Here is a 26,126-nt window from a genome sequence, read left to right as displayed (position 1 = left end):
ACCGTGCCCAGTGCTGGTGGCTGCCCGCTGCGGCGCCGCCGTTGTTTTGAGAGATAAGAATTTTATGCACGATCCCGACTGCCTTTTTTGCAAAATCATCGCCGGCCAAATCCCGTCGAGCAAGGTTCATGAGGACGAGGACATGCTGGTGTTCAAGGACATCCACCCGGCCGCTCCCGTGCATTTGCTGATGGTGCCCAAGCGGCACATCCCGTCGATGGCGCAGGTCGGTGCCGAAGATGCCTCGCTGCTGGGACGCATGCTGGCCAAGGCACCGCAACTGGCGCTGGACAACGGCTGCAACCCCTATCCGCAAGGGGGTTTCCGGCTGATGGTCAACACCGGCGAGGAGGGCGGCCAGGAAGTGCACCACCTGCACATCCACCTGCTGGGCGGCCCCCGGCCCTGGAAAAAGGGCTGAGCGCTGGCTCCGCCCAACGGCGATGACCTCGCCCTGTGACAGTATTACGAAACTGGTAGATGCCCAAGGCGTCTAAAATGTGCATATTCGCTAGGAGAATTTCATGGGTTCCTTTTCTGTTTGGCATTGGCTGATTGTTCTGCTCATCGTGGTGCTGGTGTTTGGCACCAAGAAGCTCAAGAACATCGGCACCGATCTGGGTGGTGCGGTCAAGGGCTTCAAGGATGGCATCAAGGACGGCAGTGACTCGGCCTCGCCCGCTGCCCCCACGACGACCACGGCACAGCAGGTGGGCCAGTCGCCTGTCGCTGACAAGAACTCCACCATCGACGTAGAAGCCAAGAACAAGGGCTGATATGCGCGCCGCTGGGGCTGCGGGCCAGCCGCAGCAACCGTTGCTGTGCATTCGATGGGACTGGAATGTTTGATCTCGGTATCTCCAAAATGGCCTTGATCGGTGCGGTGGCACTGATCGTCATCGGCCCTGAAAAACTGCCGCGCGTTGCGCGCACGGTAGGCACTTTGCTGGGCAAGGCGCAGCGCTATGTCAACGACGTCAAGTCCGAGGTCAACCGCTCGATGGAGCTTGACGAGCTGCGCAAGATGAAAGAGAACGTCGAGTCAGCCGCGCGGGATGTGGAAAACACCATCCGCACCAATTCGGCAGACTTCGAGAAAAACCTCAACGACCAGGCCAATGGCCTGGCTTCATCGGCCAGCGACGACAGCTTCTACACCGCAGATCCCTATGCCGAGAGCTATGACAGTGGCTCGGCATCGGCGGTGGCGCCGGTCTACCACCACCCGCGCAAGAACTGGCGCGTAAAGCGCGGCGCGACGCCCCAGTGGTACAAGCACCAAGCGGGTGTGCGCACCCATGTGCAATCGGGCGCGGCACGCGTGGCACGTTTCCGGCCCAAAAAGCCATCGTCCGGCCTGTGATGGCGCCCGCAACGCATCAGGCTCCAGGGGCAGGGCGTTGGCATGTTTTCTCCCTGGCATTCCACCGGTCCGCGATGGTGCAGCCTGCCTCCAGGTGCTGCACGCCGGTGATGCCTTGATCCGCAACTGATATCCCCATGTCCGAAACCCCTTCCAAAGAAGACGAGCTGGCCGGCACCGAGCAGCCCTTTGTGCAGCACCTGATGGAGCTGCGCGATAGGCTGCTCTACAGCATTGGCGGTGTGCTCGTCGCCGTGGTGCTGCTGGCCATCTGGCCGGGGCCGGATGGCTTGATGAATTTCATCGCCCATCCGATCAAGATGCACATGCCGCCCGACGCCAAGCTGATCGCGGTTGGCGTGTTCTCGCCTTTCATCGTCCCGCTCAAAGTGCTGGGCATGGCAGCGATCTTGCTGGCACTGCCCTGGATCATGTACCAGCTGTGGGCCTTTGTGGCACCGGGCCTGTACATGCATGAGCGCAAGTTTGCGCTGCCGCTGATCTTCTTTGGCAGCCTGCTGGCCTATGCCGGCATTGCCTTTGTGCAGCTGTTCGTGCTTGACCGCATGTTCGGCTTCATCCAGCACTTCACGCCGTCGAGCGTGGCTGCCACGCCCGATATCGCCTCGTATGTCGAGGCCATCTTGTCACTCTACCTGGCCTTTGGCCTGGCCTTCCAGGTCCCGATTGTGGTGATCCTGCTGGTGCGCCTGGGCCTGGTGGAGATTGCCAAGCTCAAGTCGTTCCGCGGCTACTTCATCGTGCTGTCGTTTGTCATCGCGGCGGTGGTGACCCCGCCGGATGTGCTGTCGCAGATTTCGCTGGCCGTGCCCATGTGCATTCTGTACGAGGTCGGCATCCTGGGCGCCACCTGGTTCTCGCGCAACCAGCCCAAGAAGGAAGAAGAGAGCGACGCTGACGCAGCAGCCTGATTACTGCCAGCCCGCCAGATACCACAAAGCCCCATGCTGACCTGGGTTCAGCCGGGGCTTTGGTATTTGTGAGGTACGGGGGGCTGGAGCGGCTTGGCCGCAGCGGTAGTGCTCGGCGGCCTGGTTCCACATCGGTGGGATGCATGGCCCGGGCGAGGGCGCAGCCAGCGCACCCCGCCAGCGCTTAACGCCGGCCTTGGGGCATCGCGCGGTTGTTGACCGGGCGGGTGCCCGGGGTAATTGGCAGGGTCAGGCTCTGGTCCCCCCGGCGCAACTGCACTTCGGACGTGGTGCCGGGCACCAGCGCGGCCACGGCCGTCAGCAGGCTTTGCACATGGTGCACCGGCATCGCGCCGATCTGGGTGATCACATCACCGGGGCGGATGCCAGCATTGGCGGCAGGGCCGCTTTGCAGCACGCCGGTGATGATCACACCGGTGTCGGCCTTGACGCCAAAGGTGTCGGCCAGCTCGGGTGTCAGGTCATTGGGCTCGACGCCGATCCAGCCGCGGGTGACCTTACCATCGCGCACGATGCTGTCGAGCACGTTCTTGGCCAGCGCGATGGGGATGGCAAAGCCAATGCCCATGCTGCCTCCCGAGCGCGAATAGATGGCTGTGTTGATGCCGACCAGATTGCCGTTGACATCGACCAGCGCGCCGCCCGAGTTGCCGGGGTTGATGGCCGCATCGGTCTGGATGAAATTCTCGAAAGTGTTGATGCCCAGCTCACTGCGGCCCAGCGCGCTGATGATGCCGCTGGTCACCGTTTGGCCCACGCCAAAGGGGTTGCCAATCGCCAGTACCTGGTCGCCGACCTCGGCCGAATCCGAATTGCCCAGCACGATGACCGGCAATTTGTCGAGGCTGATCTTGAGAATGGCGAGGTCCGTCTCCGGATCGGTGCCGATGATCGTGCCCTTGGCTTTGCGGCCATCGGTCAAGGTCACTTCGATATCGTCGGCGGCCTCGACCACATGGTTGTTGGTGAGCACATAGCCGTCAGGGCTGACGATCACGCCGCTGCCCAGGCCCGCCTGGTTCTGCACGCCCTGGTCGCCAAAGAAGAACTGGAACCAGGGGTCGTTGGCGCGCGGGTGGCGCACTGCCGTGCTGGTGTTGATGCTGACCACCGCCGGCGACGCCTTTTTGGCGGCGGGGCTGAAGCTGCTGGTCGCGACGCTGGCCCGGTTGGCTTCGCTTTGCGGCGCCTCGATCAACGCGATGCCGGCATTGCTGCGTACGGCGTTGTTGCGCTGCAGCCAGCCGGGCTGCAAGGTGGCGACGATAAAGTACAAGGCCAGCAAGACGGTGACCGATTGTGCGAAAAAAAGCCAGAGGCGTTTCATAGAACCTAGGATAGGGTGAAGGTGGCCGCGCCTGGCTGACAGCCAGCAACGGCGTTGGGCATTGCTATTGATTATGGCACCGGGCCTGGCGGCAAGGCGCTGCGGTGCCGTCTGATGCGCTGCGGCGCAGGCGCCGCCCGGCGGTTGACGGGCGCAGCAGGGCCACGGGTATTCTGGCGCATCTCGCGGCCATCTGCGATGCAATCCATCGTATTTGACGATGTCATGGCCGCGACATTGTTCTCCAAATCGGACCAATCCCGGGGATTTTCAAAGAATGCCTCTAAAAACCGTTGCTGGCGGAACAATGTCATCGCGGCACAGATACGAGGGCGCCATTGCAAGCCCTAGCAGAGAGGGATACTTTTCGTGACAGTGGCAGAGGCCAAAGGGTAAGTACCTAGAATGGCTTCCCAACCTTTTGACTGCGCTCCTGCGCTCATCGTGGTTCCCTGCGAAGGGGTCCATCTCTCCTCTCGCTTGCGCTGACTCCCGCCATCCCGGGGCTCGCCGAACCCCTTGATACGCGCCCACAATGCGCTGCGTTTTGCGCTGTCCTGCTCTGATATGTAGAGGACACATGACTTCGCTGACTGCTGACCAAGGTGGGGCTGCCGCTGCTTCGCCTGCCAACCGCCCCTTGAACCGGGACGACTACAAGACCCTGGGCCTGTCGGCCCTGGGCGGCACCCTGGAGTTTTATGACTTTGTGGTGTTTGTATTCTTTGCCAACGTACTGGGATCGCTGTTCTTCCCGGCCTCGATGCCGGACTGGATGCGCCAGCTGCAGACGCTGGGCATCTTCGCGGCTGGCTACCTGGCCCGCCCCATTGGCGGGATCTTGATCGCCCACTTTGGCGACATTCTGGGCCGCAAGCAGATGTTCACCTTGTCGGTGTTCCTGATGGCGGTGCCCACCTTGGTGATCGGCCTGCTGCCGACCTATGAAACCATTGGCTTGGCCGCGCCCATCCTGCTGCTGGCGATGCGCGTGCTGCAAGGCGCTGCGATTGGCGGCGAGATGCCCGGTGCCTGGGTGTTTGTCGCCGAGCACGCACCGGCCAAACGCTATGGCTTCGCGATTGGCTCGCTGACCTCCGGCATCACCGGCGGCATTTTCCTGGGCTCGATCATTGGCGTCTGGCTCAACAGCGTCTACAGCGCGGCCGAGATCCACGACTGGGCCTGGCGCATTCCGTTCATCCTGGGCGGCGTGTTTGGCCTGGTGTCCGTGTACCTGCGCAAGTTCCTGCATGAGACCCCCATCTTCCAGGAGATGCAGGCCCGCAAGCAGGTGGACCGCGAACTGCCGCTGAAGACCATTCTGCGCGACCACCGCGAAGCCAGCGTGGTCGTGGCGCTGATGACCTGGATCCTGTCCACCGCCGTGGTGGTGGTGATCCTGTTCACACCTTCCTATCTGCAAAAGGTGTTCCATATCGCCCCTGCGGTGGCCCTCAAGGCCAATGCCGTAGCGACTGTGACCTTGACCCTCGGCTGCGTGTTCTGGGGCTGGCTGTCGGACCAATGGGGCACGCGTGCCGCGATGGTGCTGGGCTGGGGCGGCATGGCCGTTACCGCCTATCTGTTTTACCTGAACCTGCCTGGCACCGAGGTCTCGCTGGTCTGGACCTATGCGCTGGTGGGCTTCTTTGTGGGTGCGATCTCGCTGCTGCCCGTCGTTGGTGTGCGCGCCTTCCCGCCCGAGGTGCGCTTCACTGGACTGTCCTTCTCGTACAACATGGCCTATGCCGTGTTCGGTGGTTTGACGCCGATGCTGGTGTCCGTCTGGCAACAGGCCGATGTGATGGCGCCTGCCCACTATGTGGCCGCGATGGGCGTGCTGGGCGTGGCCATGGGCTTCTGGCCGCTGGCCGTCAAGGGCTGGGTCGCCAAAAAGTAAATCCGCTTTTTGGCGGATGGCGCCTCGAACCCGCTGCATGCCTGGCATCAGCGGGTTTTTTGATTCCGGGGTGGCGCGCCGCACAGGTCTGAGACAATCGGGCATGACTACGACCCGCCAAGACATGCTGCAGGCCTTTGATGCGCTGCTGCAGCCCGCCCGCTTCAAAGACTATGGCCCCAATGGTTTGCAGGTGGAGGGCAAGGCGGAGATCCGCAAGCTGGTCAGCGGTGTGACGGCATCGCGGGCGCTGATCAAGGCGGCCATTGCCGCCCAGGCCGATGCGATCTTTGTGCACCATGGCTTGTTCTGGCGTGGTTACGACGGCCGCATCACCGGCTGGATGAAGCAGCGCATCGAGCTGCTGATCAAGCACGACATCAATCTGTTCGCCTACCACCTGCCGCTGGATGCGCACCCGGAGCTGGGCAACAATGCCCAACTGGGCGTGCAGCTGGGCTGGCAGGCCGACGCCCGTTTTGGCGACCAGGAACTGGGCTTTATCGGCAGCCTGGATGCGCTGCCACCTGCGCAAGTGGCTGCGCACATACAACAGACCCTGGGCCGCTCCGTCACCGTGGTGACGGGCGAAACGCCACGCCCCATCCGCCGCATGGCCTGGTGCACCGGGGGCGCGCAGGGCTTCTTCGAGGCCGCAATGGCTGCCGGTGCTGATGGCTTTCTGACCGGCGAGATATCCGAGCCCCAGGCCCACCTGGCGCGCGAGACCGGCGTGAGCTTTTTTGCGGCCGGCCACCATGCGACCGAGCGCTACGGCGCGCCCGCCGCTGCGGCCGCCGTAGCCCAGCAGTTGGGCGTGGCGCATCACTTTATCGACATCGACAATCCCGCCTGACGTTTCTCCGAAGGACATCCCCCGTGCACTCCGCTCCCTTGCTCGCCATCACCCAGGGCGACCCCGCCGGCATTGGCCCGGAAATCGTGGCCAAGGCCTTTCGTGATGCGCCCGAGCAGATGCTGGGCTGCTTTGTCGTCGGCGAGCTGCAGACCCTGCGCCGCGCAGCGCAGATGCTGCAGGGCCCGGGCCGCTGCGCGCTGCCGGTGGCCGAGATTGCGGATCCGCAAGAGGCCTGGAGCGTGCCGCCGCGTTGCATGCCGGTGCTGTCACTGCCAGGCTTGCCCGGGCCTTTGCCCTTTGGCCAGGTGCAGGCCGAGGCCGGGCGCTCTGCTGCCGAGTGCGTGCGCTGGGCGGCGCGCCAGGCCTTGCAAGGCCGGATTGCCGGGTTGGTGACGGCGCCCTTGAACAAGGAGGCGCTGCACCTGGCCGGGCTCCCGTTCCCCGGCCATACCGAATTGCTGCAGGCCGAAGCGGCCCAGCATGCCGGGGTGGCACTGGCACAAATGCCGGTGCGCATGATGCTGGCCAATGAAGCGCTGCGCACCGTGCTGGTGAGCATCCATGTATCGCTGCGCGATGCCATTGACGCAGTGACCAAAGAGCAGGTGCTGGAGACCATCCGCATCACGCACGAGGCCTTGCTGCGTGCGCTAGGGCGGCCCCCCCGGATTGCGGTGGCAGGGCTCAATCCCCATGCCGGTGAGGCAGGTCTGATGGGCCGTGAAGAGCTGGAGCACATAGCGCCCGCCGTGGCCGCTGCGCAGGCGCTGGGCATGCAAGTGGTCGGCCCCGAGCCGCCCGATACCGTCTTCATGCGCGCCCGCCACAGCGCCGAGCATCCCGGCGCCTTTGATGTGGTGGTGGCCATGTACCACGACCAGGGCCTGATCCCCGTGAAGTACCTGGGGCTGGACGAGGGCGTCAACGTGACCCTGGGCCTGCCGCTGGTGCGCACCAGCCCGGACCATGGCACAGCCTTTGACATTGCCGGCCAGGGCCTGGCCGATGCGGCCAGCCTGATCGCGGCAGTGCAGATGGCACGCCGCTTGGCCGCAGGGCAGCCGCAGGCATAAAAAAGCAGCCTCCAAAGGCTGCTGTGGTGTCGGTGCAAAAGAAGCAGAATTTCTGCTTCCTTGTTGCAAAAAATCAACGCTTTTGCTGCAGACTGTCGCGGATTTCGCGCAGCAGCACCACGTCTTCCGGGGGGGCTGCTGGTGCGGGAGGAGGCGTGTCGCGCTTGAGGCGGTTGATCTGCTTGACCATCAGGAAAATGATGAAGGCCAGGATCGCGAAGTTCACCGCGACGGTGATGAAGTTGCCATAAGCAAACACCGGAATGCCCGCTTTTTTCAGTGCATCGAGCGTACGCGGCACGCCATCGGGAATGGTGCCCAGCACGACGAAGAGGTTGGAGAAGTCCAGCTTGCCAAAGACCAAACCGACGAGGGGCATGATAAGGTCGTTCACGACCGAGTCGACGATCTTGCCAAAAGCGGCGCCGATGATCACACCAACGGCCAGATCCATCACATTGCCCTTGACCGCGAACTCGCGGAATTCCTTCATGAAGCTCATGCGCTGCTCCTGTCAATTAAACATGACGCCTAGTATCGCTCAGCTTCAAGGGTTTCGGCGCATTGCATGATGGGCAAGACACTTCGTACAATCCGCCAAAAACCGAGATATAAGCGTTGACCAAGGAGCCCCATGAGTGATTCTTCCATCGACTCCAGTAAAAGGACGTGGCTGATAGCGTCGGGATGCGCAGGTGCTGTCGGAGGAGTCGCCACTGCGGTTCCGTTTGTCAGCTCCTTCAATCCTTCAGAAAAGGCCAAGGCCGCCGGCGCTGCCGTTGAAGTGGATATCTCGGACCTCAAGCCTGGCGAGAAAATCACCGCCGAATGGCGCGGCAAGCCGATCTGGATCCTGCGCCGCACGCCTGAGCAGATCGCCGAGCTGCCCCAGCTCGATGGCCAGCTCGCCGACCCCAAGTCGGAGCGCACCGCCTATCCGACACCGGCCTACGCCAAGAACGAAACCCGCTCCATCAAGCCCGAGGTGCTGGTCGTGATCGGCATCTGCACCCACCTGGGCTGCTCCCCCACCGACAAGCTGCAGCCCGGCCCCCAGCCTTCGCTGCCCGACGACTGGAAAGGCGGCTTTCTCTGCCCCTGCCACGGCTCGACCTTTGACCTGGCCGGCCGCGTATTCAAGAACAAGCCCGCGCCCGACAACCTCGAAGTGCCAGCGCACCAGTATCTGAGCGATACCAAGCTGCTGATTGGCGAAGACAAAAAAGCATAAGGAGGCGCGATGGCACACGAATTCAAGGAGATATCGCCGAACGCCACCTTGGGCGCCAAGGCCGGCAACTGGCTGGAGAACCGCTTTCCCACGGCATTTGAGGCCTACCGGGTCCATATGTCGGAGTACTACGCACCGAAGAACTTCAACTTCTGGTACATCTTTGGCTCGCTGGCGCTGCTGGTGCTGGTGATCCAGATCGTCACCGGCATCTTCTTGGTGATGCACTACAAGCCCGATGCCGAGAAGGCCTTTGCCTCGGTCGAGTACATCATGCGTGATGTGCCCTGGGGCTGGCTGATCCGGACCATGCATTCCACCGGTGCGTCGGCGTTCTTTGTCGTGGTCTATTTGCACATGTTCCGGGGCCTGTTGTACGGCAGCTACCGCAAGCCGCGTGAGCTGGTCTGGGTGTTTGGCTGCGCCATCTTCCTGTGCCTGATGGCCGAGGCCTTCATGGGCTACCTGCTGCCCTGGGGCCAGATGTCGTATTGGGGCGCCCAGGTGATCGTCAACCTGTTCTCGGCCATTCCCTTCATCGGCCCGGACCTGGCCCTGCTGATTCGTGGCGACTATGTGGTGGGCGATGCCACCTTGAACCGCTTCTTCAGCTTCCACGTGATTGCCGTGCCGCTGGTGCTGCTGGGCCTGGTTGCGGCGCACTTGCTGGCCTTGCATGATGTGGGCTCGAACAACCCCGATGGCATCGAGATCAAGGGGCCTAATGCGCCCAAGGATGCGCAGGGCCGGCCGCTTGATGGCGTGCCCTTCCACCCGTACTACACGGTGCATGACCTGTTTGGCGTGGCGGTGTTCCTGTTCATCTTCTCGGCCATCGTGTTCTTTGCGCCGGAGATGGGCGGCTACTTCCTCGAGTACAACAACTTCATCCCGGCCGACCCGCTCAAGACGCCCAACCACATCGCGCCGGTCTGGTACTTCACGCCGTTCTACTCGATGCTGCGTGCCATCACCGGCGAGATGATGGTGGCCCTGTCGGTGATCCTGGTCGCGGCGGTTGCCTATGTCTGCATCAAGACCCGCTTGGCGACCATCCTCAAGGGGCTGCTGGTGCTGGTAGGCCTGGTGGTGCTGGCCATGTTTGGCGCTTTTGCGTTCACCGGCATTGCGGCGCTGGGCGGTATCGACGCCAAGTTCTGGGGTGTGGTGGTGATGGGCCTGGCGGTGATCATCCTGTTCTTCCTGCCCTGGCTGGACCACAGCCCGGTGCGCTCCATCCGCTACCGCCCGCACTGGCACAAGTATGTGTATGCGGTGTTTGTCGTGAACTTCGTGGTGCTCGCCTATCTGGGGGTGCAGCCGCCATCGCCGATTGGCGAAAAGGTCTCGCAAGTGGGTACCTTGTTCTACTTTGGCTTTTTTCTGCTGATGCCGTGGTGGAGCCGCAAGGGCACCCCCAAGCCGGTGCCTGAGCGTGTCACCTTCCATGCGCACTGAACCAGAAAGCATCCCACGATGAAAAAAATCATTCTCTCCGCATGCCTGGGCCTGGGCGTGCTTTTGGGGGCCGGCGCGGTGCAGGCGGCCGAAGGCGGTGTCGCTTGGGACAAGTTCAAGCCCGACACCACCAACACCACCTCCTTGCAAAACGGCGCCAAGCTGTTTGTGAACTACTGCCTCAGCTGCCATTCGGCCGCTTTCATGCGCTACAACCGGCTGCAGGACATTGGCCTGACCGAGCAGCAGATCAAGGACAACCTGCTGTTCACCACCGACAAGGTCGGCGAGACGATGAAGGCGGCCATCGATCCCAAGCAGGCCAAGGAGTGGTTTGGCGCCAATCCGCCGGACCTGACCTTGGTGGCGCGCTCACGTGCCGGCCACCAGGGCAGCGGTGCGGACTACCTCTATACCTTCCTGCGTGGCTTCTACAAGGACGACACCAAGGCCACCGGCTGGAACAACATGGCCTTCCCCTCGGTGGGCATGCCCCATGTGCTCTGGGAACTGCAAGGTGTGCGCGTGCCGGTCTACAAAGAGGTGGAGGAGCATGGGCACAAGACGCAGGTGTTCAGCGGCTGGCAACAGGTCACGCCGGGCAAGCTGAATTCCACCGAATTCGATAAGAGTGTGGGTGATTTGGTGAACTATCTACAATGGATGGGTGATCCCAGCCAGAACACCCGCATGCGCGTCGGCGTCGGGGTGTTGATATTTTTGCTGGGCCTGATCCTCATCACCTGGCGTCTGAATGCGGCGTTCTGGAAAGATGTGAAGTAAACGTATTTTGCGTGCAGCCGGTCCAGGCCCTGTGAGCAGGGCTTGAATTTGGGTAGCCGATTTGTGTAGAGTGGGCGGCATTGACTGCAGTCCACTCTTTTTTGATTTTGAGGAGCCTCTCACCATGATGGTGCTTTATTCGGGAACGACCTGCCCTTTCTCCCACCGCTGCCGCTTTGTGCTGTTTGAAAAAGGGATGGATTTCGAGATCCGCGATGTGGACCTGTTCAACAAGCCCGAAGACATCAGTGTGATGAATCCCTACGGCCAAGTGCCTATCCTGGTCGAACGTGATTTGATCCTGTACGAATCGAACATCATCAACGAGTACATCGACGAGCGCTTCCCCCATCCACAGCTGATGCCCGGCGATCCGGTCGAGCGCGCCCGCGTGCGCCTGTTCCTGCTGAACTTCGAAAAAGAGCTGTTCACCCACGTGCACACCCTGGAAGAGCGTGCCGTCAAGGGCAACGAGAAGGCGCTGGAAAAGGCCCGTGCTCAGATCCGCGACCGCCTGACCCAGATGGCACCGGTGTTCCTGAAGAACAAGTTCATCCTGGGCGAGAACTTCTCGATGCTGGACGTGGCCATTGCGCCGCTGCTGTGGCGCCTGGATTACTACGGCATCGAGCTGTCCAAGAACGCCGCTCCGCTGCTCAAGTATGCAGAGCGCATCTTCTCGCGTCCTGCGTACATCGAGGCGCTGACGCCTTCCGAAAAGGTCATGCGCAAGTAAAAGGCCCCGAGCCTGCCGCAGCGCGGGCAGCGTCTGCGGAGCCATGCTCCGTGGCGCGGGAGCGCGCAGAAAGTGTCCAATGAGTGAAATCCAGACAACATCCACCCAGCCGTACCTGATCCGCGCCTGGGTGGAGTGGTGCAATGACAATGGCCTGACCCCGTACCTCAGTGTCCGTGTGGACAAGACGGTGCTGGTGCCGCGCGAATTCGTCAAAGACGGCGAAATCGTGCTCAATATCAGCTACGACGCGACCAGTGCGCTCAAGCTGGGCAATGACTACATCGAGTTCACCGCCCGTTTTGGCGGCGTGCCGCGCGACATCATGGTGCCTGTCAGCCGTGTGGTCGCGATCTTTGCCCGTGAAACGGGGCAGGGCATGGGCTTTCCGCCACCCGAAGATCTGCTCGATGACGATGCCGACATTGCGATGGCAGCGCTGGAGGCAAGCAGCGACAACGGCGAGGAGACCGCCGCGGACGCTGCGCCGCCGGTCATGCAGGTCGTGACCTCCAGTGACGAACCGCCCGCGCCCGATGGCAATGCCCCCAGCCGCAGCGGCAAAGGCGGCAAGCCGTCCCTCAAACTGGTCAAATAGGACCCATTTGGCTTTGCTGCGGGCAATCCCGTATAGAATGCCGAGTGTTGCCGGTTTAGCTCAGTTGGTAGAGCAACCGCCTTGTAAGCGGTAGGTCATCAGTTCGATTCCGATAACCGGCACCAGATTCCAGAGCCGTTCTCAGCCCCGTGCTGCGAACGGCTTTTTTGCGTCCCGACCGGCCGCCTGGCCTTGCCTGGCCTGGATGGGTCAGTCAGCGCAGTACTTTGAGGCGAATGTCAGCCGTCGGGTAGCCTTTGACGCGCAGATGGGCAGCCATGGCCGGCAGCAATTGCTTCATCTTGGCCGCGCAGGCATTGTTGGCCACCAGCAGGCACCACTGGTCGCCGTCGATGGGGCCGGGCTTGATCGAGGCGCGCAGCATCGGCGGAATCAGCGGCTCCACAAGCTTGAAGCGGGTGGCGGACTCGCGCGTCAATGCCACGAGGCTGGCCAACGTGGGCGCTTCGCTCGCGGCTTGTTCTACGGTGACGGCGAAATGCCGGCGTTGGGGCTGGATCATGGCTGGGAAGGGGTGTCAGGGGCGGGCCAGGGGCGATAGCCATACATTGCAATGCACCTGCCACAACGCATTCTATTCAGGGTTGTAGAATGTTTTATTCGGCAGGCCTCGTTCCCGGTATTGAAGCCGGGGTCATTGCCTCCATCTGACACAACACTAATCACTAGGAATTCCGGTCGCATGGCAGGGGTGGACGAGAGTGCACTCCCTGGTTGTGTGGTTCTGTTCGCATGGCAACCAATTTCTTCACCAAAATTTTTGGCAGTCGCAATGATCGCCTGCTCAAGCAATACCGCAAGGTCGTCGCTCGCATCAATGCGATGGAGCCGGAGTACGAGAAGCTCAGCGACGAACAATTGCGCGAGAAGACGCAGGAATTCAAGAACCGCATTGCTGGCGGCGAGTCGCTGGACAACATCCTGCCCGAGGCATTTGCCGTGGTGCGCGAGGGCTCCAAGCGTGTGATGAAGATGCGCCACTTCGACGTGCAGATGCTGGGCGGCATGGCCCTGCATTACGGCAAGATTGCCGAAATGCGCACCGGTGAAGGCAAGACCTTGACGGGTACCTTGCCGGTGTACCTGAACGCGCTGAGCGGCAATGGTGTGCACGTCGTGACGGTCAATGACTATCTGGCCACGCGTGATGCGACCTGGATGGGACGCCTGTACAACTTCCTGGGTCTGTCGGTGGGCATCAACCTGTCGCAACTGCCCAAGCATGAGAAGCAGGCAGCCTACAACTCCGACATCACCTACGGTACGAACAACGAATACGGCTTTGACTACCTGCGCGACAACATGGTGCAGGATGCGAGCGAGCGCGTGCAGCGCCGGCTCAATTACGCGATTGTCGACGAGGTGGACTCCATCCTGATCGACGAGGCGCGTACGCCGCTGATCATCTCCGGCCAGGCCGAAGACCATACCGCCGCCTACCTGGCGATGCGCGAAGTGGTGCCGCTGCTGACCCGCCAGGAAGGCGAAGCCGACCCCCGCACCGGTGAAGGCGTGACCAAGCCCGGCGACTTCACCGTCGACGAAAAGGGCCACCAGATCCACCTGACCGAGCAAGGCTACGAAGCGGCAGAGCGCATTCTGGCCGAAAAGGGTATGCTGGCCGAAGGCGCATCGCTGTACGACCCGGCCAACATCACCCTGGTGCACCAGCTGTACGCCGCACTGCGCGCCCAGCACCTCTACCACCGCGACCAGCACTATGTGGTGCAGGGCGGCGAGGTCGTGATTGTCGACGAGTTCACCGGCCGCCTGATGTCGGGCCGCCGCTGGAGCGAAGGCCTGCACCAGGCCGTGGAAGCCAAGGAAGGCGTGGAGATCCAGGCCGAGAACCAGACCTTGGCATCGATCACCTTCCAGAACTACTTCCGCCTGTACAACAAGCTCGGTGGCATGACGGGTACCGCAGACACCGAGGCCTATGAGTTCCAGGAAATCTACGGTCTGGAGACCGTGGTGATTCCGCCCAACCGCCCCAGCAAGCGCGATGACCAGCTGGACCGCGTCTACAAGACCACGCCCGAGAAGTATGCGGCGGCGATCCAGGACATCCGTGAGTGCTACGAGCGCGGCCAGCCGGTGCTGGTGGGCACGACCTCGATCGAGAACTCCGAAATCATCGACGAGATGCTGAAGAAGGAGAACCTGCCTCACCAGGTGCTCAACGCCAAGCAGCACGAGCGCGAGGCCGACATCATCGCCCAGGCAGGGCGCCCCGGCGTCATCACCATCGCGACCAATATGGCCGGTCGTGGTACCGACATCGTGCTGGGTGGCAATATCGAAAAGCAGGTCGCTGCGATCGAGGCCGACGAGTCGCTGTCCGAGACCGAGCGCCGCAACAAGATCGATGCCCTGCGCGCCGAGTGGAAGGTCGAGCATGACAAGGTGACCGAGCTGGGCGGTCTGCGCATCATCGCGACCGAGCGCCATGAATCGCGCCGTATCGACAACCAGCTGCGTGGCCGTGCCGGCCGCCAGGGTGACCGGGGCTCCTCGCGTTTTTACCTGTCGCTGGACGACCAGCTGATGCGCATCTTCGCGGGCGACCGTGTCAAGGCCATCATGGAACGCCTGAAGATGCCCGATGGCGAAGCCATCGAAGCGGGCATCGTGACCCGCTCCATCGAGAGCGCCCAGCGCAAGGTGGAAGCGCGCAACTTCGACATGCGCAAGCAGCTGCTCGAATACGACGATGTCGCCAATGACCAGCGCAAGGTGATCTACCAGCAGCGCAACGAGATTCTCGATGCGGCCGATCTGGCACCGATGATCGATGGCATGCGCGACAGCGCACTGGCTGACATCGTGCGCCAGTATGTGCCTGAGCAGTCGATGGAAGAGCAGTGGGACCTGCCCGGCCTGGAGAAGGTATTGCGTGAGGAGTGGCATATCGACCTGCCGCTGCAGCAACTGCTCGAAGGCGCGGAATCGATCACTGACGAGGAAATCGAAGAGAAGGTGGTGGCCGAAGGTGCACGCCTGTTCAATGACAAGCTGGAGCAGGCAGGCAAGGAAAACTTCATGCAGTTCATGCGTGCGGTGCTGCTGCAGACGCTCGACTCCAGCTGGCGCGACCACCTGGCCGCGCTGGACTATCTGCGCCAGGGCATCCACCTGCGTGGCTACGCGCAAAAGCAGCCCAAGCAGGAATACAAGCGCGAGGCATTCGAGCTGTTCAGCCAGCTGATCGACCAGGTCAAGACCCAGGTCACCCGGGTGATGATGTCGGTGCAGATCCGCTCGCCCGAACAGCTCGACGAAGCCACCGAGCAGCTGGAACAAAGCAATGACCGCACGGCCCACGTGACCTACAGCGGCCCCGATGAATCGGGGGATGCCGAGGCCAGCGAGCCACTGGCCCTGCCCGAAGGCGTGCGCGTGGCCCGCAATGATCCATGCCCCTGCGGCAGCGGCAAGAAATACAAGCTCTGCCACGGTAAACTCGCGTAATTACCGGATCGCTTCACCACAACGGGCTTTGACTGGTTCATCGCCCGTTTTTTTCATGGTTCCAAGGAAAAGACTGATATGCCCGTCAATTTGAAAGCCCCCGTAGCGCAGGACCTGGCCCCTGTCGCCGGTATTCGCATTGGTGTGACGGAGGCCGGCGTGCGCAAGGCCAACCGCAAGGATGTGACGGTGTTCTTGCTGGACGAGGGCAGCCATGTCGCTGGCGTGTTCACGAAGAACCGCTTTTGCGCTGCGCCCGTGCAGATCTGCCGTGAGCACCTGGCCAGCCATAGCCAGTCCATCCGCGCGATAGTCATCAACACCGGCAATGCCAATGCCGGCACCGGCGCCGATGGCCTGGCCCGTGCGCACGCCACCTGTGATGCGCTGGCAGGCCTGCTGAAGATCGATGCCCAGCAAGTGCTGCCGTTCTCGACGGGCGTGATCATGGAGCCGCTGCCGGTGGACCGCATCACTGCGGGCCTGCCTGCAGCGATTGCCGATGCGCAGCCGGGCCACTGGGCCAAGGCGGCCGAGGGCATCATGACCACCGACACCCTGCCCAAGGCGTTTTCCGCCTCGGCCACCGTGGCTGGCAAGACGGTGCAGGTCACCGGCATCAGCAAGGGCGCGGGCATGATCCGCCCCAACATGGCGACCATGCTGAGCTTTCTGGGCACCGACGCGGCCATCAGCCCTGAGTTGATGCCAGCGCTGGCCAAGACTTTGGCCGACCAGTCTTTCAACCGTATCACGATCGATGGCGACACCTCGACCAATGACTCCTTTGTCGTGGTCGCGACCAACCAGGCGGGCAATGCCCCGATCACCGACTGGAACACCGCCGATGGCCAGGCCTTGATGGCCGCGCTGCGCGAAGTGGCCCAGAAGCTGGCGCAGGCCATTGTGCGCGACGGCGAAGGCGCCACCAAGTTCATCCAGATCGACGTGGAGCAGGGCCGTACCGAAGAGGAATGCCGCCTGGTGGCCTATGCGATTGCGCATTCGCCGCTGGTCAAGACGGCGTTTTTTGCCAGCGACCCCAACCTGGGCCGCATTCTGGCGGCTGTGGGTTATGCCGGTATCGACGACCTGGACCAGACCCAGATCGAGCTGTACCTGGACGATGTGCATGTCGCGACCAAGGGTGGCCGCAACCCGGCCTACCAGGAGGCCGATGGCCAGCGCGTCATGAAGCAGCAGGAGATTGTGGTGCGTGTGCAGCTGGGCCGTGGCAACGCATCCACCCAGCTGTGGACCTGCGACCTGAGCCACGACTATGTGAGCATCAACGCGGACTACCGCTCCTGATCCCACTGGGCCAGCGCGCCGCACCCCCCTAAGCCGGGTGGGTGCCGGCCTTACTGGCATTCCAACCTTGAGCCTCTGGATACCATGACCGAGTCTTCCAACTCCCCTTTTTCTCCGCTTGAACGCCTGGTGCAGCGCGCCGAGCAGCTGATGCAGCGCATCGAATCCGTGCTGCCCCAGGCGCTGCAGGCGCCGGCCGACTGGAGTGACGCGATTGCCTGGCGCTACCGCAAGCGGGCCAACGGCTGCGGCGTGCTGGAGCCTGTGCGCCATGTGGGAGCCATGTCCTTGTCCAATCTGCAGAACATCGACGGGCAAAAGGAAAAGATTGCGCGCAACACCGAGCAGTTTGTGCAAGGCAGCACCGCCAACAATGTGCTGTTGACGGGCGCACGGGGGACTGGCAAGTCGTCCTTGATCCGCGCCTGTCTGCATGCCTATGCGCCCCAGGGCCTGCGCCTGATCGAGGTGGACAAGGCCGATCTGACCGATCTGCCCGATATCGTCGATGTGGTGGCCGGCCGGCCCGAGAAATTCATCATCTACTGCGATGACCTGAGCTTTGAAGAAGGCGAGCCCGGCTACAAGGCGATGAAGTCGATTCTGGATGGCTCCGTGTCTGCAGCGACCCCGAATGTATTGGTCTATGCGACCAGCAACCGCCGTCACCTGCTGCCCGAGTACATGACCGACAATCTGGCCCAGCAAAAGGGCGAGAACGGTGAGATCCACCCCGGGGAAGTGGTCGAGGAAAAGATTTCGCTGTCCGAGCGCTTTGGCCTCTGGGTGAGCTTTTACCCGTTCAGCCAGGACGAGTACCTGCGCGTGGTGGGCCAATGGCTCTCGGCGCTGGGTGTGGCCGAGGCCGATATCGAGGCCGCCAGGCCCGAGGCGTTGGTCTGGGCGCTGGAGCGCGGCTCGCGCAGCGGCCGGGTGGCCCACCAGTTTGCCCGCGACTGGGCGGGCCGCAGCCACCGCGAAGTGCAGGGACGCCAGAAGATTGCCGATGTAGCCGACCTGGGGGAAGAGGCCCAGGATTGACGATACCGGGCTGCCCGCGCAGCCCATGAAGACCTATGAGCCAGACTGACACCACCGAGACCCGCAGCCATACCGACGTGGCGGTGGGCGTGCTGATCCGCGAAAGCGACAATGCGCTGCTGATAACGAGCCGCCCCCTGGGCAAGCCCCGTGCGGGCTGGTGGGAGTTCCCCGGCGGCAAGCTGGAGGCGGGCGAGACCGTCGAAGAGGCGCTGCGCCGTGAGCTGGTCGAAGAGCTCGGCATCCGCATCGGCAACTGCATTGCCTGGAAGGTGACCGAGCATGACTACAGCCATGCGCTGGTGCGCTTGCACTGGTGCAAGGTGACGCAGTGGTCGGGTGAATTCGAGATGCGTGAAGGCCAGCAGATGTCCTGGCAGCAACTGCCGCTGACGGTGAGCCCGGTGCTGGAGGGGTCTTTCCCCGTGCTGCAATGGCTGAGCGAGGAGCGGGGTCTGCCTTTTGACCCCGCCGTCTATATCCAGGCGGCAGAGGCTGCGGCGAAATAAGGCCGGGGTGCTCAGTCTTCCAGGCGCGGATCGCCGTAGGGCTGGTCCAGCGGTGGCGATTGCGCCGGCACCCGAAAATCTTCGTTGCCCCACGCGCCCAGGTCAATCAGCTTGCAGCGCTCGCTGCAAAAAGGGCGAAACCGGTTGCTGCGTTCAAAGCTGGAGGGGCCGCCACACTGGGGGCACTGGATGCTGGGGAGCGCGTTGTCTGCGGAAGAACTCATCCGGCCATTGTAGGGCGCCTGTACTGGCCGCCTCATCTGCAGGCGTTTAGCCGATCAAGCGCAAAGCACCATCTCGTACTGGCCGTCCTGCGTAGTGAGGCCCAGCTGACCGCTCTCGGTCTTTTGCAGCATGCGGATCGAGATCATCAGGCGGTTGCCACTGATCTCGGGCACCAGGCTGGAGCTGGGGTCCATCTTGAGGCGCAGCAGCTGGTAGATACGGCCCTGGGGAAGGTTCTGCTGGAACTGGCCACGCACCGTCGCAATGCGCTGGGGGGCGCCGGCATCCCGGAACAGCCGCAGCAGCAGAATAAGGGCGCTGGCCAGCGGCGCAAAACACGACGTCCAGCCTTGCAGATCGGCACGGCGGCTCTGGCTGTCCGCATGCAGCCAGGCGTGGTAGCTGGGCAGGTCAAATGTGCAGGTGCCACCGGGAATGCCGGTACGGTTGCGGATGGCCATCAGCCATTCGTTCTCGATCAGCAGCTGGCTGGGCTTGCCGTTTTGGGCACGCAGTTCGCTATGGGCAGCGTCGATCTGGCCAATCACCTTGTCGAGCATGTCGACGGCGATCATCGGGTTGTCGCGGTAGGCATTGAACTGCTGGCGCTGGCGCTCCAGGTCCTTGAGCAGGTCGGTCTTCAGGTCGCTGCGGGAGGCGACATCCATCACCTCGAACAAGGTGGTGATGGCGAAATGGTGGTCGATGTCCGTGTCGCGCTGCAGGAGTACGTCAAGCCTGCGCAGCAGATACTCCAGGCGGAGATAGGCGCGCACGCGTTCGTTGAAGGGGTACTCGTAAACTATCACGGATCAGTCGGGCTGCAGAAGGCGGTAGTGGGCTATCAATTCATTGTATAGGTCGAATACGGCCTCGCCTAGCGCTTGTAACGACAGCGTTTCATTCCACAGCACCCAGTCGGCCTTGCGCAGGCGCTGCAAACGGGTGGCCTGCTGGGCCATGATGGCCTCGATCGCTGCCTGGGGCAGCTGGTTGCGCTGCTGCACCCGTGCGATTTGCGTGCGCTCGAGACAGTCGACGACGATGACCTGGTCCAGCCTCGGGCTCCATTGGCCGGACTCAGCCAGCAAAGGGATATCAAAGATCACCAGCGGCGCGTTGGTGTCACAGGCATGCTGGTACTGCTGGTCGATCTGCTGGCGGATGAGCGGATGCAGGATGCCTTCGAGCTGGGCCTTGTAGCCCGGATCGCGGAAGGCAGCGTCCCGCATCCGTGCACGGTCCAGAGCGCCGTCTGCGCCGATGAAATGGGCACCCATCCGGGCCGCGATGGGGGCGATGGCCGCACCGCCCGGCAGCGTAAGCGTGCGGGCAATGCGGTCGGCATCGATCACATAGCAGCCCTGCTGGGCAAAGCCTTGGGCTACCGTGCTTTTGCCACTGCCAATGCCCCCGGTGAGACCAATGCGCGGGCGCATATCAGGGCTGCAGCAGGCGGTCGACGATGCCGGTGCCGAACCACATCACCAAAAAGCCGGCGCCCGCCAGAAAGGGACCAAACGGGATGTAGCCACCTTCGCGCAGGCTGGAGAATATCTTCAGCGCGATGCCGATGACTGCACCGACGACCGACGAGAAGAGTGCAATCGGTATCAGCGCCTGCCAGCCAAACCAGGCGCCCAACGCCGCGAGCAGCTTGAAATCGCCGTAGCCCATGCCTTCCTTGCCGGTCAGCAGCTTGAAGGCCCAGTAAATCAGCCAGAGCACCATGTAGCCGATGGCAGCACCAAACAGCGCATCTTTGAGCGGTACCGCAATCCATCCCATCGCACTGCACAGCAAGCCTGCCCAGAGCAGTGGCAAGGTCAGGTCATCGGGGAGCAGGGTCGTGTCCCAGTCAATCAGCGCTGCGGTCAGCAGCATCGATGCGAAAAAACACCAGGCCAGGCCGGTGGGGCCCAGGCCCCAGCGGTGGATGCAATAGGCCCAGAGCAGGCTGTTGGCGATTTCCACGACCGGGTAGCGTACAGAAATACGTGCGCGGCACTGGCTGCAGCGCCCGCCCAGAAACAGCCAGCTGAACACGGGCACATTCTCGTACCAGCGGATCTGGTGGCTGCAATGCGGGCAGCGCGAGGCGGGGGTCCAGAGATTGAAGCGGTCTGCCTTAGGTTCGGCCGCAGGCACTGCCTCTGGCGTCTGCACGCTGTCCGCCGCGGCCAGCATGTCCTGCGCATCACGCCGCCATTGGCGCTCCAGCATCAGCGGCAGGCGGTGCACCACCACATTCAAAAAGCTGCCCACCAGCAGGCCCAACAGGGCAAACAGCCCTGTGTTCAATTGCGCTTCGGACATGCTTAAACCACCTGACCGAGCTTGAAGATCGGCAGGTACATCGAGACCACGATGCCGCCGATGATGGTGCCCAGAAACACGATGATGATGGGCTCCATCAGGCTGGACAGGCCAGCGACGGCCTCGTCGACCTCGGCTTCGTAAAAGTCGGCCGCCTTGCCCAGCATATGGTCGATCGATCCCGATTCCTCACCGATCGCACACATCTGCAACACCATCGACGGGAACACATGCGCATCCGACATGGCGACCGTCAGGCTGGTGCCGGTGGATACTTGTGCCTGGATTTTCTCGGTGGCCACCGCAAATACGGCATTGCCAGAAGCGCCGCCTACCGAATCAAGTGCTTCCACTAAGGGCACACCAGCGGCAAACATCGTCGACAAGGTGCGGGTCCAGCGCGCCACACAGGATTTCTCAATCAGCGGGCCGAAGATGGGTACCTTCAGCAGCCAGCGGTCCATCGTGCGCTGCATTTTTTCGCTGCGCTTCCAGGCCTGCAGAAAGAAATAGATGCTGCCACCAATGCCAAAGAAGATCAGGTACCAGTAGCTGACAAAGAAATCACTGATACCCATCACGATCAGGGTCGGGCCGGGCAGATCGGCTCCAAACGAGGTGAACACCTCCTTGAATGCCGGAATCACGAAGATCATGATGATGGCCACCACGACGAAGGCCACGATGATCACCGAGGTCGGGTACATCAGCGCAGAGCGGATCTTGCTCTTGATGGCCTCGGTCTTTTCCATGTAAGTGGCCAGGCGGTCGAGCAGGCCTTCCAGAATACCGGCGGCTTCACCGGCCTCGACCAGGTTGCAGTACAGCGCATTGAAGTACATCGGGTGGCGGCGAAAGGCGGTGCTCAGCGAAGAGCCCGATTCCACGTCACTGCGCACATCGTTGAGCAGCTTGGTGACGCTGGGGTTGGTGCTGCCTCTGCCCACGATGTCAAAGGCCTGCAGCAAAGGCACACCGGCCTTCATCATCGTGGCCAGCTGGCGTGTGAACAACGCAATGTCCTTGGGCTTGATGCGCTTGCCCGAACGCATGCGGCGCTTCTTGATCTTGGACGGAAGAATGCCCTGGCGGCGCAGCGATGCGATGACCTGGTTTTCTCCGCCCGCGCGGGATTCGCCGCGCACGATCTTGCCGTTGCGGTCCTTGCCTTCCCACTCATAAACGGCTTCGTTCGATGTTTTCTTATGGACTGTAGTTGCCATTTATCCCTGCCCTCATTGCTTTATTCGTTGGTGACGGCTAAGACCTCTTCGAGGGAGGTCAGTCCCTTTTTGACTTTGTGCAGACCCGATGCGCGCAAGGAGCGGACATTTTCGAGGTTGGCTTGCTCCGCAATTTCCAGCGCGCTGCCATCACGCAGGATGATGCGCTGTGTTTCTTCAGAGATGGGCATCACCTGGTAGATGCCCAACCGGCCCTTGTAGCCGTTGTTGCAGGCATCGCAACCCACAGGCTCGTAGGGCATCCAGGTGCCATCGAGATCCTCTTCCTTGAAGCCGGCTTCCAGCAGCGCTTCATGCGGAATCTCCGTGGGCCGCTTGCAGACAGGGCACAGCTTGCGTGCCAGGCGCTGCGCGGTGATCAGGATCACGCTGGAGGCAATGTTGAACGGCGCAATCCCCATATTGCGCATACGCGTCAATGTGGTGGGCGCGTCGTTGGTGTGCAAGGTCGACAGCACCAAGTGGCCCGTCTGCGCGGCCTTGATCGCAATGTCTGCGGTCTCCAGGTCACGGATTTCACCCACCATGATGATGTCGGGATCCTGGCGCAGGAACGACTTGAGCGCCGTCGCAAAGGTCAGGCCGGCCTTTTCATTGACATTGACCTGGTTGACGCCGGGCAGGTTGATTTCCGACGGGTCTTCCGCGGTGGCAATATTGACCGCTGGTGTATTGAGAATGTTCAGGCAGGTATAGAGCGACACGGTCTTGCCCGAGCCGGTGGGGCCGGTGACCAGAATCATGCCGTAGGGCCGCTTGATGGCGCTGAGCAGACGCTCCTTCTCTTCTGGCTCATAGCCCAGCGCATCGATGCCCAGCTTGGCGCTGCTCGGATCCAGAATACGGATCACGATCTTTTCGCCGAACAGGGTTGGCAAGGTGCTGACCCGGAAGTCGATCACCCGGTCGGCGCCGATCTTGAGCTTCATGCGGCCATCTTGGGGCACGCGCTTTTCGGAGATGTCCAGGCGCGAAATGACCTTGATGCGCGATGCCAGCTTGTCCTTGATGCCGGGAGGCGGGGAGGCGATTTCGCGCAGCTCGCCATCGATGCGGAAGCGGATGCGGTATTGGTGCTCGTAGGGCTCGAAATGCAAGTCCGATGCGCGCATATTGAATGCGTCGATCAGCATCTTCTGCAGGAACTTGACGATGGGCGCGTCTTCAACTTCGGTCTCGTCGCTGCTGCTGCTTTCCGTGTTCACCGATTCGTCGTCAATCTCGAACTCGTTGAGGTTGACGTCGCCGGTGATCATGTCCTGGATGCTGTCACCGCCCTTTTTGGCGACGGACTCCAGGGCCTTGAGCAGCTTGGCATGCTCGGCAATCACCCAGTCCACGCTCAGCTGCGTGGAGAACTTGATCTGCTCGGCCACCGAATGGTCGGTGGGGTCGGCGGTAACGACCACCAGGCGGTTGCCCCGCTTGGCCAGCGGGATGATCTTGTTGGTCAGGGCCAGCTTGGTATCGAGCAGGCCGCTGGCCAGCCGGGTCAGGTCGATCGCATCCAGGTCGACCATCGGCGCGCCATAAACGGTCGAGATGATGCTGGCTACATCACTGCCGGAGACGGCTCCGCTGGCCACCAGCTCGCCAATGAAGCTGTTCTTGCTCTTGAGACTTGTCGCATACAGCGCCTCTGCCTTGGCAACAGGAAGCTTTCCGCTGGCCACCAGCGCTCTGGCGATGCCGGGAAGGGCGACGGCTTTTTGGGGGGTGTTGATGTCAGCCATGTAAACGGGGACGCCTATCGTCGATAGCCTCGCTGCGTAATCCGGCAAACTGTAGCAGTTGTTCGGAGATTTAACAAAGAAATGCACCCGCCATTCTGTGCCAGTGCAGTCGATCTGCGACAGTCTGTGGGGTACGCCAGCCGATGCCCGACGACCGCTGCGTTACTCCCGGCGCGCCAGAAGTTGTGATGCCAGCGTAGTCAGGGCGTCGGTATAGGCATTGCGGGGCAGCAGCGCCAGGCAGTCGATGGCTTCCTGGGCCTGCAGTGCCGCGGCTGCCCGGGTGGCCTCCAGCGAGCCGGTGTCCTTGACCACCTGCACGATATGGGCCATGTGGGGCGTGGAACCTTGCTCGATGGCGTCCACGATCATCTGCCTATCATCGGCGTTTGCGCGCTGCATGGCAATGATCAGCGGCAAGGTGACCTTGCCTTCGCGCAAATCATCGCCAATATTCTTGCCCATCACGGTCGTGTCACCGTCGTAGTCGAGTGCATCGTCGATCACCTGGAAGGCGGTGCCCAGCGAGCGGCCATAGTTGGCGCAGGCTTCTTCCAGCGCAGCAGGTGCCTCGGTCAGGACAGCGGCCAGGCGGGCGCTGGCCTCGAACAGCTTGGCCGTCTTGGAGCGGATGACGGACAGGTAGCCGGCCTCGTCCAGATCGACATTGTGGGTGTTGATCAGCTGCTGCACCTCACCCTCGGCGATGATGTTGGTGGCCTCCGACAGGATCTGCATCACACGCATGCTGTCGGCGTCAACCATCATCTGAAACGCGCGCGAGTGCAGGAAGTCCCCGACCAGGACGCTGGCGGCGTTGCCAAAGCTCTCGTTGGCGGTAGGTTTGCCGCGCCGCATCGTGGATTCGTCCACCACATCGTCGTGCAGCAGGGTGGCGGTATGGATGAACTCGACCACGGCCGCCAGATTGAAATGCTGCTCGCCCCGGTATTCCAGTGCACCGGCTACCAGCAGCAGCAGCGCGGGGCGCAGACGCTTGCCACCGGCCGAGATGATGTAGTGGGACACCTCCCCGATCAACGGAACGGAGGAGCTCAGGCGCCTGGCAATCACGGCGTCAACCTGTCGCATATCGCCAGCGACGAGGCTCAAGGGGTTGGACGGGTTGGGAGTGTTGGACTCGGACAAGGCGGCTATCTCGGCATTTTATGGATACTGCATTATAGAAACGAGAGCAGTGCGACTTGCAGACATGGCCGCTTGTCCGTCTTCGGCATGCGCATTCTGGCCGGTGTTGTGGCGCAAAAACGTGCAGGGTTTGCGTCGTTCATAGCCTCGTGCTACAATCTTCGGCTCTTGCGAAATTTCTTTGCAAGCTATCCCCTTTTAGAGGTTCTTATGTACGCGGTCATAAAAACCGGTGGCAAACAGTATCGTGTTGCTTCCGGCGAAAAAATCAAGGTAGAACAGATCGCTGCGGACGTAGGCCAAGAAATCGTGATCGACCAGGTTCTGGCAGTCGGCAACGGCGCAGAGTTGAAGGTTGGTACGCCCTTGGTGTCCGGAGCAACTGTGACGGTTACGGTAGTAGCCCACGGCAAGCACGACAAGGTGCGCATTTTCAAGATGCGTCGTCGTAAGCACTATCAAAAGCGCCAAGGCCATCGCCAGCAGTTCACTGAGCTGCAAATCGGTGCGATTGCAGCTTAACAGGAGCTATATCTCATGGCACAGAAAAAAGGCGGCGGCTCTACGCGCAACGGACGTGATTCCAAGCCAAAGATGCTGGGTGTGAAGGCTTTCGGTGGTCAACTGATCAGCGCCGGTTCGATCATCGTGCGTCAACGCGGCACCAAGTTCCACCCCGGCACCAATGTCGGCGTGGGCAAGGACCACACCTTGTTTGCTCTGGTGGACGGCCACGTGTCGTTCGAAACCAAGGGCGCTTTGTCCAAGCACACGGTGAGCATCACCAAGGCTGCTTAAGACAAGACAAGTGTCTTGAAGGCC

28 protein-coding genes and 1 tRNA gene are annotated in these 26,126 nt (G+C 61.9%); 19 read left to right on the top strand and 10 right to left on the bottom strand.

Annotated elements, in window-relative coordinates:
• Positions 1-64: 64 nt before the first annotated feature.
• From ACCQ08_RS10680 to tatC, 4 genes are all read left to right on the top strand, one after another.
• Complete coding sequence (locus ACCQ08_RS10680) at positions 65-421, top strand: histidine triad nucleotide-binding protein (RefSeq protein WP_313332138.1); 357 nt, start codon at positions 65-67, stop codon at positions 419-421.
• A gap of 103 nt (positions 422-524) precedes the next feature.
• Entirely contained in the window at positions 525-776 is a 252-nt protein-coding gene (gene tatA / locus ACCQ08_RS10675) for a Sec-independent protein translocase subunit TatA (RefSeq protein ID WP_239810780.1), read from the top strand.
• 65 nt (positions 777-841) lie between these two features.
• Complete coding sequence (gene tatB, locus ACCQ08_RS10670; RefSeq protein WP_239810781.1) at positions 842-1,363, top strand: Sec-independent protein translocase protein TatB; 522 nt, start codon at positions 842-844, stop codon at positions 1,361-1,363.
• A 137-nt stretch (positions 1,364-1,500) separates the two neighbouring features.
• A complete protein-coding gene (gene tatC, locus ACCQ08_RS10665) occupies positions 1,501-2,295 on the top strand; it encodes a twin-arginine translocase subunit TatC (protein ID WP_239810782.1) in 795 nt (264 codons plus the stop codon).
• 184 nt (positions 2,296-2,479) lie between these two features.
• Here tatC and ACCQ08_RS10660 read toward each other — a convergent pair whose 3' ends face one another.
• Positions 2,480-3,643, bottom strand: a complete 1,164-nt coding sequence (locus tag ACCQ08_RS10660) for a trypsin-like peptidase domain-containing protein (protein WP_312416491.1) — start codon at positions 3,641-3,643, stop codon at positions 2,480-2,482.
• Between the two features lie 580 nt (positions 3,644-4,223).
• On the opposite strand from ACCQ08_RS10660, the gene ACCQ08_RS10655 reads away from it, so the two are divergent.
• The 3 genes from ACCQ08_RS10655 to pdxA all read left to right on the top strand — a co-directional run bounded on the left by ACCQ08_RS10655 (position 4,224) and on the right by pdxA (position 7,478).
• Positions 4,224-5,546 (top strand): MFS transporter, encoded by a 1,323-nt coding sequence (locus ACCQ08_RS10655; protein ID WP_313332133.1) that lies wholly within the window; start codon positions 4,224-4,226, stop codon positions 5,544-5,546.
• Between the two features lie 103 nt (positions 5,547-5,649).
• Entirely contained in the window at positions 5,650-6,402 is a 753-nt protein-coding gene (locus tag ACCQ08_RS10650) for a Nif3-like dinuclear metal center hexameric protein (RefSeq protein ID WP_313332132.1), read from the top strand.
• Positions 6,403-6,425: 23 nt separating this feature from the next.
• On the top strand, positions 6,426-7,478 hold the full coding sequence (gene pdxA / locus ACCQ08_RS10645; RefSeq protein WP_373449760.1) for a 4-hydroxythreonine-4-phosphate dehydrogenase PdxA: 1,053 nt from the start codon (positions 6,426-6,428) through the stop codon (positions 7,476-7,478).
• A 73-nt stretch (positions 7,479-7,551) separates the two neighbouring features.
• Here pdxA and mscL read toward each other — a convergent pair whose 3' ends face one another.
• Positions 7,552-7,980: a large conductance mechanosensitive channel protein MscL gene (gene mscL, locus ACCQ08_RS10640; RefSeq protein ID WP_312416480.1), complete on the bottom strand. Its 429-nt coding sequence runs from the start codon at positions 7,978-7,980 to the stop codon at positions 7,552-7,554.
• A gap of 132 nt (positions 7,981-8,112) precedes the next feature.
• Between mscL and petA the strand changes: the two genes are divergently transcribed.
• From petA to ACCQ08_RS10610, 6 genes are all read left to right on the top strand, one after another.
• Positions 8,113-8,709: a ubiquinol-cytochrome c reductase iron-sulfur subunit gene (gene petA / locus ACCQ08_RS10635; RefSeq protein WP_239810788.1), complete on the top strand. Its 597-nt coding sequence runs from the start codon at positions 8,113-8,115 to the stop codon at positions 8,707-8,709.
• Positions 8,710-8,718: 9 nt separating this feature from the next.
• Positions 8,719-10,167, top strand: a complete 1,449-nt coding sequence (locus ACCQ08_RS10630) for a cytochrome bc complex cytochrome b subunit (RefSeq protein WP_373449759.1) — start codon at positions 8,719-8,721, stop codon at positions 10,165-10,167.
• Positions 10,168-10,185: 18 nt separating this feature from the next.
• Entirely contained in the window at positions 10,186-10,950 is a 765-nt protein-coding gene (locus tag ACCQ08_RS10625) for a cytochrome c1 (protein ID WP_373449758.1), read from the top strand.
• A 124-nt stretch (positions 10,951-11,074) separates the two neighbouring features.
• The gene (locus tag ACCQ08_RS10620; protein WP_116927111.1) at positions 11,075-11,686 is read left to right on the top strand and encodes a glutathione S-transferase N-terminal domain-containing protein; all 612 of its coding nucleotides are present in this window, start codon (positions 11,075-11,077) and stop codon (positions 11,684-11,686) included.
• A 79-nt stretch (positions 11,687-11,765) separates the two neighbouring features.
• Entirely contained in the window at positions 11,766-12,284 is a 519-nt protein-coding gene (locus ACCQ08_RS10615; RefSeq protein WP_373449757.1) for a ClpXP protease specificity-enhancing factor, read from the top strand.
• Positions 12,285-12,333: 49 nt separating this feature from the next.
• A tRNA-Thr gene (locus tag ACCQ08_RS10610) sits at positions 12,334-12,409 on the top strand.
• A gap of 89 nt (positions 12,410-12,498) precedes the next feature.
• On the opposite strand, the gene ACCQ08_RS10605 is transcribed toward ACCQ08_RS10610, so the two are convergent.
• Positions 12,499-12,807 (bottom strand): hypothetical protein, encoded by a 309-nt coding sequence (locus ACCQ08_RS10605; RefSeq protein WP_021027801.1) that lies wholly within the window; start codon positions 12,805-12,807, stop codon positions 12,499-12,501.
• Between the two features lie 230 nt (positions 12,808-13,037).
• Here ACCQ08_RS10605 and secA point away from each other — a divergent pair, with 230 nt between their 5' ends.
• The 4 genes from secA (at position 13,038) to ACCQ08_RS10585 (ending at position 18,637) form a co-directional block, all read left to right on the top strand.
• On the top strand, positions 13,038-15,776 hold the full coding sequence (secA, locus tag ACCQ08_RS10600) for a preprotein translocase subunit SecA (protein ID WP_239810792.1): 2,739 nt from the start codon (positions 13,038-13,040) through the stop codon (positions 15,774-15,776).
• A gap of 78 nt (positions 15,777-15,854) precedes the next feature.
• Positions 15,855-17,087, top strand: a complete 1,233-nt coding sequence (argJ, locus tag ACCQ08_RS10595; RefSeq protein WP_313332123.1) for a bifunctional glutamate N-acetyltransferase/amino-acid acetyltransferase ArgJ — start codon at positions 15,855-15,857, stop codon at positions 17,085-17,087.
• Between the two features lie 84 nt (positions 17,088-17,171).
• Entirely contained in the window at positions 17,172-18,128 is a 957-nt protein-coding gene (locus tag ACCQ08_RS10590; protein ID WP_373449756.1) for an ATP-binding protein, read from the top strand.
• Between the two features lie 35 nt (positions 18,129-18,163).
• Complete coding sequence (locus ACCQ08_RS10585; RefSeq protein WP_373449755.1) at positions 18,164-18,637, top strand: NUDIX domain-containing protein; 474 nt, start codon at positions 18,164-18,166, stop codon at positions 18,635-18,637.
• Positions 18,638-18,648: 11 nt separating this feature from the next.
• Here ACCQ08_RS10585 and ACCQ08_RS10580 read toward each other — a convergent pair whose 3' ends face one another.
• The 7 genes from ACCQ08_RS10580 to ACCQ08_RS10550 form a co-directional block, all read right to left on the bottom strand.
• Positions 18,649-18,861, bottom strand: coding sequence for a DNA gyrase inhibitor YacG (locus tag ACCQ08_RS10580; protein WP_021027806.1), 213 nt, complete (start codon positions 18,859-18,861; stop codon positions 18,649-18,651).
• Between the two features lie 54 nt (positions 18,862-18,915).
• Positions 18,916-19,671, bottom strand: a complete 756-nt coding sequence (gene zapD, locus ACCQ08_RS10575; RefSeq protein ID WP_312416464.1) for a cell division protein ZapD — start codon at positions 19,669-19,671, stop codon at positions 18,916-18,918.
• A gap of 3 nt (positions 19,672-19,674) precedes the next feature.
• Positions 19,675-20,301: a dephospho-CoA kinase gene (gene coaE, locus ACCQ08_RS10570; protein ID WP_312451976.1), complete on the bottom strand. Its 627-nt coding sequence runs from the start codon at positions 20,299-20,301 to the stop codon at positions 19,675-19,677.
• A 1-nt stretch (position 20,302) separates the two neighbouring features.
• Positions 20,303-21,178 carry an A24 family peptidase gene (locus tag ACCQ08_RS10565; protein WP_312416460.1) on the bottom strand — a complete coding sequence of 292 codons (876 nt, stop codon included), beginning with the start codon at positions 21,176-21,178 and terminating at the stop codon, positions 20,303-20,305.
• A 2-nt stretch (positions 21,179-21,180) separates the two neighbouring features.
• The gene (locus tag ACCQ08_RS10560; protein WP_312833724.1) at positions 21,181-22,401 is read right to left on the bottom strand and encodes a type II secretion system F family protein; all 1,221 of its coding nucleotides are present in this window, start codon (positions 22,399-22,401) and stop codon (positions 21,181-21,183) included.
• Positions 22,402-22,421: 20 nt separating this feature from the next.
• Positions 22,422-24,155: a type IV-A pilus assembly ATPase PilB gene (gene pilB, locus ACCQ08_RS10555; protein WP_312529445.1), complete on the bottom strand. Its 1,734-nt coding sequence runs from the start codon at positions 24,153-24,155 to the stop codon at positions 22,422-22,424.
• Positions 24,156-24,317: 162 nt separating this feature from the next.
• Complete coding sequence (locus tag ACCQ08_RS10550) at positions 24,318-25,247, bottom strand: polyprenyl synthetase family protein (RefSeq protein WP_312416684.1); 930 nt, start codon at positions 25,245-25,247, stop codon at positions 24,318-24,320.
• Between the two features lie 267 nt (positions 25,248-25,514).
• Here ACCQ08_RS10550 and rplU point away from each other — a divergent pair, with 267 nt between their 5' ends.
• Both rplU and rpmA read left to right on the top strand, forming a co-directional pair.
• Positions 25,515-25,826: a 50S ribosomal protein L21 gene (gene rplU / locus ACCQ08_RS10545; protein WP_092832020.1), complete on the top strand. Its 312-nt coding sequence runs from the start codon at positions 25,515-25,517 to the stop codon at positions 25,824-25,826.
• A 15-nt stretch (positions 25,827-25,841) separates the two neighbouring features.
• On the top strand, positions 25,842-26,102 hold the full coding sequence (gene rpmA, locus ACCQ08_RS10540; RefSeq protein WP_021027814.1) for a 50S ribosomal protein L27: 261 nt from the start codon (positions 25,842-25,844) through the stop codon (positions 26,100-26,102).
• The last annotated feature ends 24 nt before the right edge of the window (positions 26,103-26,126 follow it).

The organism is Comamonas sp. SY3 (assembly GCF_041730275.1).
GTDB lineage: Bacteria > Pseudomonadota > Gammaproteobacteria > Burkholderiales > Burkholderiaceae_C > Comamonas > Comamonas sediminis.
Note: the sequence above shows the minus strand (reverse complement) of the source record. Positions and strands in the feature narration are given on the sequence as shown.